The sequence below is a fragment of the Lyngbya sp. PCC 8106 genome, from assembly GCF_000169095.1.
Taxonomy (GTDB): domain Bacteria; phylum Cyanobacteriota; class Cyanobacteriia; order Cyanobacteriales; family Microcoleaceae; genus Capilliphycus.
The window spans coordinates 1-8,188 of sequence record NZ_AAVU01000090.1; the positions used below are offsets into that span (position 1 = coordinate 1).

Genomic DNA, 8,188 nt, shown 5'->3' on the forward strand with positions numbered 1-8,188 from the left:
GAAAGTTCTTTCATCTCGAGATTTGACCATCCTTGTTGCTGAATTTTATGGGCTAACTCGCTCGTTTGCTCAAAAACGCTCACAGTTTCAGAATGATTTAATCCTAAAGGGGGAATGGTCATCAGACCTTTGATTTGAATCTGCTGACATTGATTAAGTTCCGCTAAATCCTCTAAAAGTTCAGAAACCGTCCAACCATATTTATTGGGATCAGTTAATATTTTGACTTGTAGACAGACTTGGGGTTGACAATCAGATTCTTGAGCGAGTCTATCCAAGCGTTGAGCCAGTTTCAGACTATCAACAGAGTGAATCCATTGAAAGTGTTGTACTGCTTTTATGGCTTTATTACTTTGGATATGACCGATTAAATGCCAAGTAATATCGGATAAATCTTGCAGTTGCTCCTGTTTTTCCATAGCTTCAGAGATGCGATTTTCACCAAAATCTCGAATTCCGGCTGCATAGGCAATGCGAATGGCTTCTACAGATACCGTTTTGGTAACGGCAACTATCCGCACAGAATCCGGGACTTGGGAGCGAATTTCAGCAATACGTTCGGCGATGGAATGAGTCATAATCTCGTGATATCAGTTCGGGAAAGTTGGGGAAGTCAGATATTGAGCGAAAAATGCTGATTTTCTAGCTCTGATCTTCTTTTTTTCCTTCTCTCTCAAATAACAACAGGACTGAGACGCGCACCCGATTTCAGCAGATCAGATCAAGTTTTCAGCCCGTCCTCAGTAATCAAAAACCAGGTTTCTAGGTCTTTGTGTAAGTTCGACACAAATCTTCCCCAGTTATTGAAATGTACGTTTATGAATCGCTTGTAGCTCTTTGTATTCGTCAACCAGGCTGTTGCGGCGTAACATTCTCAAACGAATTTCAACAGCCAGCCGAGCATCTGAGCGAGTCACGGGTTCAAACTTCAAACCGCTAGGCCCATGAGTGACTAAAAAAAACAGTCGTTGGGCATAAAGCGTCGTAAACAGTTCTTGATTTTCCTCAACTGGACAAACTCTAAAGAGTAAGCCAAAGTTGGGATGATTCATGTAAGTTTCAGTTGTCATTCAGTCTAAAAGTTAGCAAATAAGCAGTTCTGTAAAACTGTCGATAGCAGTCAGATTAAGAGAGTTAGATTTTCTCACTTTACCATTTCTTGGTATTTAGAAAGGTCTGAATATTTTAGAGAAGGTATTGACCGGGAATATCAAAACTCCATAACAAAGAATTCTTTCTTGATCCTGTAACATCATCTCTCTTTTCTATAACGACTTTTTGGTGTTATTGGAGTGAATTTTGAGATTTAACTGAGTGGATTATCAGAACATTTACAGCTTAACGTGAGAACTTAAAACCTTAAGCCGAACAAAGCTCAAATAATCTTAAATTGCATCAAGTGCGAGTGGGTTTGGAATTCATGTAAATTTTCATGTAAATTTTACCTTTATAGACTCTATGGAATCCTCTCCCCCTTCCCTTGTGTTTCGAGGGTACTCAGAAAACCAGTGAGAGGGAGTTTCTTAGAGATAGAGATCTTAGACCTACAATTATAGAAGGGTAAGGGTCACTCATCAATGTTACAAGGGGCTTAAAAGCTAAAGTTTAGTGGAAAATTTACCTTAATTCAATCCCTTCGACTCAAATTTTGCTGTTTTTACCCTAAGCTTGCGCTCCCAAAATAAACCGCAGCGTCCAGAATACCATTAAACTGACCAATGCTAACCCATCAATCCATTGAATTCGCAATTGATACCACTGGACATGATGTTGATTAGGAGTGGTGAAACCCCTCACCGTCATTGCACTCGCCATCTGTTCAGCCCGCAATAATAAATTTTCTAACAAGCGTTCTGCAACCATCAACCAAACTTGAGTTGCTCGTCGAAATCCTAGTTTTTTCCAGTTAATTGCTCGGGTTCGCACAGACCGGACTAAATTTTGAATTTCTTCTAAAACCAGGGGAAAAAACCGTAAAGAAAGGGTCAACGTTAAGGCGATTTCTGTAATAGGTAAGTTAAACCGTCGTAACGGTTCCATGACATTTTCAATCGCGGTGGCGATTTCCTCAGAAGCCGTAGTCAGTAAATACAAGTTCGTACTATACACCAGTGTAAACAGCAACGTACTGACCCGAATCCCCAAATCTACAGAATAACGAGTAATCGTCAGAGGGCCTTGCTCTACCAATACATAATTATAGGATGTCGGTTGCGGTAAGGGAGGAGAAACCGTTTCTGTAGAGTTTGGAAGTGCAAAGCTAATCTCATCGTCTGGGAGACGGGATTGATGTTCGGCAACAATTCCATCCGGCATGATGCAGCTGACAACAAACAGTAAACTACAAAAGACCAACAGCCAGCCCATTTGTCGCTTCCAAACCCGTAAAGGAATTCTCGCACTCAGAGTAATCACAATCAGCAGCCCGACTAAAGCCAGTCTCCACAACTCACTCGCCAGCAGCGGAGTCAACAAAAAGCTCATTAACCATCCCAGTTTCACCCGAGCATCCATCCGATGTAACCAGGTAATCGGTTCTTCTAAATATAAACCCAGTGGAAGCGATCGCAATAAATCCATAATTTCAACCCAAGCCCCGCATCAATCTGCCAACAAATCCTTAAACTTTGGTCGCTCGGTTAGCGGTATTGCGTTCGACTTCTCGGGCGGGTTTACCTCGCCAAATTAAACGAATCGGTGTTCCTAAAAAGCCCAATTGTTGACGAAATTGACTTTCCATATAACGACGGTAATTTTCATTAAACCGTTTGGGATCATTGACAAATAAGACCAACGTGGGCGGTTGGCTACTGACTTGAGTACCATAATAAATTTTCCCTTGTTTTCCCTGGCGAGTGGTGGGCGGAGAATGCCAACTGACTGCTTCTTCGATCACTTCATTAATCACAGCGGTACTGACTCGGCGTTGATGTTCTGCGACGGCTTGATCGACTAAATCAATGATTTTTTCAACTCGTTGTCCGGTCATCGCACTCACAAAAATCGTTTTTGCCCAATCCATAAAATACAATCGGGCTTTGACTTCCCGTTCATACTCTAAAATCGTGTAGGTATCCTTCTCAATTATGTCCCATTTATTCACGACAATCACACAAGCACGCCCTTCTTCTGAAACGCGATTGGCTAACTTTAGATCTTGTTCGGTGACGCGATCAATTGCATCAATAATTAACAGGACAATATTTGACCGACGAATGGCTTTAAACGCCCGATTAATCCCAAAAAATTCCGCCCCATATTCGACATTTTTTTTCCGACGAATTCCAGCCGTATCCACTAAGCGGTAAGTCTTGCCATTGCGTTCAACTACAGTATCGATCGCATCGCGAGTTGTTCCAGAAATGGGGCTAACAATCGCTCGATTTTCCCCGAGAAACGCATTTAATAAACTGGATTTTCCCACATTTGGACGGCCAACAATTGCCACGCGAATTTCCTCAGATTCTTCGAGTTCATCAGCTTTCGGAATGTATTTAATTAATTCATCGAGTAACTCGCCAGTACCGCTACCATGGATACTAGAAAGGGGGAAAGGATTTCCTAAACCCAGTTCCCAAAATTGCATCGATTGAATTAAGCCTGTTGTCGGAGATTCGCATTTATTCACCGCCAAGAGTACCGGAACCGAATGTTCTCGCAGCCAACTGGCGATCGCCTCATCTCCTCCCGTTAACCCCGTTTGTCCATCAACCACAAAAATTGCGACTGTGGCTTCTGCTAAAGCAACCATCACCTGTTCACGAATCAGGGGCAAAAATTCGGTATCATCATCAAAAATCAAACCACCCGTATCCACTACAGAAAACTCTCGATCTTGCCAATAGGCGTAGCGATAGGTGCGATCGCGAGTAATTCCGGGTTGATCGTGAACGATAGAATCTTGAGTTTCACTAAGGCGGTTCACTAGCGTAGATTTGCCTACGTTTGGGCGTCCAACAATCGCAACAATAGGTAAGGGCATGGGGTTTATAGCAGCTCGTCACTGGCAATCTTTAATCCTCTATTGTAGCGAATTCTTGAGGAAATAGAGATATATTGACCAACTCATTGTGAGAAAACCCTGAGATGAGTCTGAGGTAAATTTCATTTGTTTTCAGCATTCTCTATACTGAATATCATTTATTTCCCAACTCTTGCTTCTATAGTAGTGAATGTAAGGAAATTGAAAACGGAGATAAGTCTGATGATTCTCAACACTTTAAAAACGGTTAGTATTGCGGCTGTTGTTCTTTTAAATGTAGGGATTAGTGAAGTTGCTTTTACGTCTGTCGCTGCTGCGCTTCCTGCTGCTAATTCTACAGAAATGACTGCTCAAAATAATCTTCTAGCTTCGGGTTCTTTTGTGACGGTTGAACAGGATCATCCGACTGAGGGAACAGCCCGTATTGTCAACGAAAATGGGAAACGTTATTTAGAATTTGATAGTGCATTCACCACAGCCCAAGGCCCAGATGTTAATATAATTTTTCATCAAAAAAATTCAGTTCCAGTTAATCTTAAAGAAGGGGAATATATCACGCTGACATCGCTCCAAAGTTTTGAGGGTTCCCAACGTTATCTACTCCCAGATAATCTTGATTTGAGTCAATACAAGTCTGTCGGAATTTGGTGTCGTAAATTTAATGTGACATTTGGTTATGCAAGTTTATAAAGTTTAGATCAATTTATTCATCTCTACAAAAAACGGGGGTTTAAACCCCCTTTCTTATTCCTGATCTTTTGTTATGCTTACTGTAAGTTATCAACAACGCTTTCAGCATTTTCTACTGCGTTTTGAGTATTTTCTTTCAACTGACGAGCATTACGTTTTGTACCAGAAGCAACATCTTCTGTAAGCTGTTTAGCAGACTCCCCAACATCTTCAGAAAGATTTTTTACCCGTTCATCTAGGGGAGTTCCCTCTTTAAAGTTCTGTGCAAACTCTTGAGGACTATTAACTTTACTGACGTTTTTCTTGGCATTTTCGACTAACTCCTTCGCCTTCCGTTCAGTGCGAGTGCTAGCTGAGGAGTCCATATCCTCATAGGGATACATTCCATCAGATTTTTTGCTTTGAACAGGAGCATAAAGTTCTTTATCTTGTCCTTTACTGCTGTGATATTCTCCTGAACCTGTGATTTTAGGAGCGGGAGGATTACTATTGCAAGCTGTTGTCACAATCACTAAAACCCCTGCTAAAACAACTGTTAAAACACTTTTAAAAGAAATGGATTTGATCGCGTCTATTAATCTTCTAATCATGCAAAATCTCCTGTAGTAGTTTATTGTGGCTGTTTAAATATAGCCATTTAAAATTCGCTACTTAATAGTTTAAAAAACAAGCTAATATTTTACCTCTAGCCTAAGAAATAGTTTAGTACATCGAATAGCAACAATTTTTATAACTCTAGAGAGAGGAAAGTAGACAGAAAAAATAGTCAAATTATAAGTTCTATTCCCTTTGATAGAAACTTCAAAAAATTTCTTGATTTTCTGAGATAATGATTTATGAGTTACGCAACTTAAAGTGTTTCTGGATCAATATTCAATTCCCGCAGTTTGGGGTTTACGTTCTGTATTTAAGACCACAAAAAAATCAGGCCATAGAAAGTTTTGAGTTTTCTGTTGTTCTGGACTGTAATAAATGGTAAGATTTCCAAACGTATAAAAGTCTTAACGATCTTGCCAGAGAGATTCTAGCATTTGAATCAGTAGCAAAATTTGTCGCAAATACAGTTCACTTTCCAGGGGCGGCTCCTGACTTTCAAAATCACCAGGCGGACATTCAATATCTTCAAATTCTGTTTCATTGATGACTGGTGACAGTAAAAGAGGTAGGATGTTAAATAATTTTGACATCTCACTGGTCACTCTGACCCCACAAAAATGAAAAACTATTTCTCACGCTTGTTGGCTCTCGTTTTAGCCGTTTCGCTGTGCTTATTCGGGTGTGCGAGTTCTCCAGATGGTTTAACCGGAAACTATCAACAAGATACCTTAGCTGTAGTTCAAAGCTTGCGAACCGCAATTGAGTTACCCGACGACTCTCCAGAGAAGGCACCCGCCCAAGCATCAGCCCGTGTATTGATCAATGATTTTGCGTCTCGCTATCGTCGTGATCCGGCGATCGCCAAGTTACGCTCATTTACCACCATGCGAACTGCATTAAACGGTTTAGCTGGACATTATAGCTCCTATCCGAACCGTCCTGTACCCGAGAAATTAAAACAGCGTCTTGAACAGGAATTTGATCAAGTCGAAGCAGCTGTCAAGCGGGGTGCTTGATGGCTTAACGCCCAATATTTTTTGATTTCCCTGTCTGGCTTGAGGCGGGGAAATTTGTTTTGAGGTGATCAACCACTTCCCATCGGGGAAATTTTAACAATACGGAAGTGGCTTTTTTAGCTTGAATAATCTTCTGAAGTGATTAGATATGTGTTGTATTGAACCCAATGTCTAATTTGTCCATCTCCCTGACAACTCACTTAATGATCATGGGGTTAACAATTGTTCCTAATCAAACCCTATCTCGTCGAGTGATCAGTGCTTTTCTCTCTGTACTCATTACTCCACTTTTCCAAAGTAAACCTGTTTTGGCTCAAGTTTCACCTTATTGTCAACTTTCCAGTGAACAGATTACTTTTAAAGAAAGTCTACGTTTAGCAGCAAACAATAGTCCTGAAGCCCAAAAACAATATGAGGATACTTTAACCCAACACGCTCAAGCTGTTTTTCAGTGTCGTCGTCAAAGCTGGCTAAAAGATCAAGCAATTTGGTTGAGGTTGTATCCTTGCGATGCTCAACCCGGAGCGATTGATCAAATTTTAGATGATCTTGTCAATCGAGGATATAACAAAGTTTATCTAGAAGTCTTTTATGATGGTCAAGTATTACTCCCCGTCTCAGACAATAATACACCTTGGCAGTCTGTATTGCGATCGCCAGGAACCGAAACCGTTGATTTATTTGCAGAAGCAGTTCAAAAAGGACGCCGACGAGGGTTAGAAGTTTATGCTTGGGCGTTCTTGCTCAATTATGGTTATACTTATACGCTACTCCCTGATCGACAAAACGTTTTAGCTCGTAATGGAGAGGGTGAAACCACAGTCACCGCAATTGCGGGGGGAAGCAACAGTGATGATTTTGGGGAAAGTTATACTAATCAAGGATTTGTTGATCCGTATAATCCCCAAGCCCGTCAAGACTATCAAACCCTGTTAAATGCGATTTTGAGCCGTCGTCCGCAAGGGGTACTGTTTGACTATGTTCGCTATCCAAAAGGCTTAGGCGGGGCTTCTGTAGCCGCTAAAGTCAAAGATTTGTGGATCTATGGAGAGGCTTCTCAACAGGCTTTTCTCCAACGGGCTAACAATGACAGGGGACAAGAATTTATACGGCGATTTTTGCGTCAAGGTTATCTGACGGAAACGGATTTTAAGCAAATTGACAACCTGTTTCCAGCAGCCAAAGATGCCAATTCTGAGGCTAAAGATGCCAATTCTGAGGCTAAAGATGCCAATTCTGAGGCTAAAGATGCCAATTCTGAAGCCCAACCGGAGCAACTCTGGCAAGATGAAAAAGCCTTAACACCTCTCAACGCTTTGCCATCGATGGGAGAAAGCCTCCAACAGCAATTATGGCGTCTGAGTGTCGCTCATGCCCACCAGGGAATTTTAGAGTTTTTGGGGTTAGCTAGTCAAACGGTTCAACAACGAGGGGTTTCTGCGGGGGCGGTATTTTTCCCAGAAGGAAACCGTCGCATTCGTCAACAGGGGTTTGACTCGCGTTTGCAACCCTGGAATCAATTCTCGACTCGCCTAGAATGGCACCCGATGTCTTATGGGGTTTGTGGGGATACTAGCTGTATTGTGTCGCAGGTGCAAACGGTTGTAACTCAAGCGCCGTCAGGGGTGAAAATTATTCCGGCGTTAGCGGGAGATTGGGGAAAAGCACTAAATAATCGTCCGTCTTTAGAAAATCAAATGCAAGATATTCATAATGTACTCCCTCAAATTAACGCAATTAGTCATTATTCTTATGATTGGCAAAATCCCGAATTCACCCGACAACGTAAGTTTTGTCAGCGTTGATAGACATCAAAAACCCACAGCAATAATCAAGTTCTCCCCTTGCCTTTTAGGAGAGGGGTTGGGAGGTTGGGAGGTTGGGAAGTGGGGAGGTTGGGAAG

The 8,188-nt window shown here is 41.6% G+C and carries 9 protein-coding genes; 3 read left to right on the forward strand and 6 right to left on the reverse strand.

Features of this window, described 5'->3' with window-relative positions:
• The 4 genes from L8106_RS28835 to der form a co-directional block, all read right to left on the reverse strand.
• The coding region (locus L8106_RS28835; RefSeq protein ID WP_009788119.1) for a YggS family pyridoxal phosphate-dependent enzyme at positions 1–578 on the reverse strand (578 nt) is incomplete at its 3' end.
• 222 nt (positions 579–800) lie between these two features.
• A complete protein-coding gene (gene pipX / locus L8106_RS28840; RefSeq protein WP_009788120.1) occupies positions 801–1,070 on the reverse strand; it encodes a transcriptional coactivator PipX in 270 nt (89 codons plus the stop codon).
• Positions 1,071–1,662: 592 nt separating this feature from the next.
• A complete protein-coding gene (locus L8106_RS28845; RefSeq protein WP_009788121.1) occupies positions 1,663–2,580 on the reverse strand; it encodes an energy-coupling factor transporter transmembrane protein EcfT in 918 nt (305 codons plus the stop codon).
• A 40-nt stretch (positions 2,581–2,620) separates the two neighbouring features.
• Entirely contained in the window at positions 2,621–3,982 is a 1,362-nt protein-coding gene (der, locus tag L8106_RS28850; RefSeq protein ID WP_009788122.1) for a ribosome biogenesis GTPase Der, read from the reverse strand.
• 222 nt (positions 3,983–4,204) lie between these two features.
• Between der and L8106_RS28855 the strand changes: the two genes are divergently transcribed.
• On the forward strand, positions 4,205–4,672 hold the full coding sequence (locus L8106_RS28855) for a DM13 domain-containing protein (protein ID WP_009788123.1): 468 nt from the start codon (positions 4,205–4,207) through the stop codon (positions 4,670–4,672).
• A 77-nt stretch (positions 4,673–4,749) separates the two neighbouring features.
• On the opposite strand, the gene L8106_RS30140 is transcribed toward L8106_RS28855, so the two are convergent.
• Positions 4,750–5,262, reverse strand: a complete 513-nt coding sequence (locus L8106_RS30140; protein WP_009788124.1) for a hypothetical protein — start codon at positions 5,260–5,262, stop codon at positions 4,750–4,752.
• Between the two features lie 411 nt (positions 5,263–5,673).
• Entirely contained in the window at positions 5,674–5,859 is a 186-nt protein-coding gene (locus L8106_RS34700) for a hypothetical protein (protein WP_009788125.1), read from the reverse strand.
• Between the two features lie 27 nt (positions 5,860–5,886).
• On the opposite strand from L8106_RS34700, the gene psb27 reads away from it, so the two are divergent.
• Together psb27 and L8106_RS28875 are read left to right on the forward strand one after the other, a co-directional pair.
• A complete protein-coding gene (gene psb27, locus L8106_RS28870; protein WP_009788126.1) occupies positions 5,887–6,285 on the forward strand; it encodes a photosystem II protein Psb27 in 399 nt (132 codons plus the stop codon).
• Positions 6,286–6,494: 209 nt separating this feature from the next.
• On the forward strand, positions 6,495–8,090 hold the full coding sequence (locus L8106_RS28875) for a hypothetical protein (RefSeq protein ID WP_369749735.1): 1,596 nt from the start codon (positions 6,495–6,497) through the stop codon (positions 8,088–8,090).
• Positions 8,091–8,188 lie beyond the last annotated feature (98 nt).